The organism is Variovorax sp. 01N429, from assembly GCF_056399425.1.
The window spans coordinates 1-381 of sequence record NZ_JBFTRG010000213.1 but is presented as its reverse complement, the minus strand read 5'-3'; the positions used below and the strand labels follow the sequence as shown (position 1 = coordinate 381).

Sequence of the window (381 nt, the reverse complement as noted above, 5' to 3'; positions counted from 1 at the left end):
GCACTCGAACACGCGCCTCATCTTGTTACTGGACAGTAACACCAGTCTATCGGGCCTGTCACCGGCCGATTCGTCATCGGGCGGGTGTGTCGGCGGCCCGATCGGCCGGGTTCGGCGCGGCGGTCGGAGCCGCGCGCTTGTCGCCGGTTCGCGGACCATACGAATGCAGTACAACGGGCGCGCCGAGGGCGTCGGCGACCGCGGCCGACCAAGCCGACGGCACCGAAGGAACCGACGTCACCGGCTCCACCCACGCCGACGCACGCAGCAGACGGGCCGTCAGTTCCGCCTGGCGGTCCAGGTCGCCGGGCGCGCCGACAGGCAGTCGGGACACCTGGGCGCCGTCGATCGCGTAACGACGACAGATGCGCAGACCCGGAT

At 70.3% G+C, this 381-nt stretch carries 1 protein-coding gene; it reads right to left on the bottom strand.

Annotated elements, in window-relative coordinates:
- Window positions 1-73: 73 nt before the first annotated feature.
- Window positions 74-381 (bottom strand): hypothetical protein (locus AC1DSF_RS31300; RefSeq protein ID WP_478184197.1); only part of this gene is annotated, 308 nt, incomplete at its 5' end.